The sequence below is a fragment of the Streptomyces sparsus genome (genome assembly GCF_054776295.1).
On sequence record NZ_BAAHCA010001242.1, the window covers coordinates 1 to 1165 of the forward strand.

Annotated in this window: 1 protein-coding gene; it reads right to left on the reverse strand. The window is 74.6% G+C overall.

The window, feature by feature from the left end; genetic code table 11:
- Positions 1 to 1165: acyl carrier protein (locus ACYVE9_RS27655; RefSeq protein ID WP_461030628.1), on the reverse strand; the 1165-nt coding region annotated here is incomplete at both ends.

The following is a 1165-nucleotide window of genomic DNA, read 5'->3' on the forward strand; positions in this document are numbered from 1 at the left end:
TGCTGCGAGGGGCCGTTGGGCGCGGTCAGGCCGTTGGAGGCGCCGTCCTGGTTGAGGGCGCTGCCGCGGATGACGGCGAGGACCTGGTGGCCGTTGCGGCGGGCGTCGGAGAGGCGTTCGAGCACGACCATGCCGACGCCCTCGGCCCAGCTCGCGCCGTCGGCGTCCGCGGAGAAGGGCTTGCAGCGGCCGTCGGGCGCGAGGGCGCGCTGGCGGCTGAACTCGATGAGGGAGCCGGGCGTCGACATGACGGTGACGCCTCCGGCCAGGGCGAGGGAGCACTCGCCCTGGCGCAGGGACTGGGCGGCCAGGTGCAGCGCCACGAGGGAGGAGGAGCAGGCGGTGTCGACGGACACGGCCGGGCCCTCCAGCCCGAGGGCGTACGACACCCGGCCGGACAGGACGCTGGGCGAGTTGCCGGTGCCGACGTAGCCCTCGAAGTTGTCGTCGGAGGCGGCGAGGATCGTGACGTAGTCCTGGTAGGTGACTCCGGCGAACACGCCGGTCTGCGAGCCGCGGGCGCCGGACGGGTCGACGCCGGCGCGCTCCAGCGCCTCCCAGGACACCTCCAGCAGGAGCCGCTGCTGCGGGTCCATGGACAGCGCCTCCCGCGGGCTGATCGCGAAGAACGCCGGGTCGAACTGGCTGGCGTCGTGCAGGAAGCCGCCTTCGCGGGTGTAGACCGTGCCGGGGTGGTCGGGGTCCGGGTGGTAGAGCCGCTCGGGGTCCCAGTTGCGGTCGGTGGGCAGCGGGGAGATGCCGTCCTGTCCCGCCGTGACCAGTTGCCACAGTTCCTCGGGGCTGCCGATGCCGCCCGGGTAGCGGCAGGCCATGCCGACGACGGCTATCGGGTCGTCGTCGACGGGCCGCACCGCGGTGGCCCGGGCTCCCTGTCCGGCGGTGCCGAAGAGGTCGTCGGCCAGGTGCCGGGCGAGCGCGGCGGGGGTGGGGTGGTCGAAGACGAGGGTCGCGGGCAGGGTGGCGCCCAGGGCGGTGCTCAGGGCGTTGCGGAGTTCGACGGCGGTCAGCGAGGTGAGGCCCAGGTCGGTGAACGGCCGGGCGAGTTCGACCTCGTCGGGGCCGTCGTGGCCGAGGACGGCGGCGACCAGGTCGCGCACGGTGGTGAGCAGCGTGCGCTCGCGCTCGGCCGCAGGGCGTGCGGCCA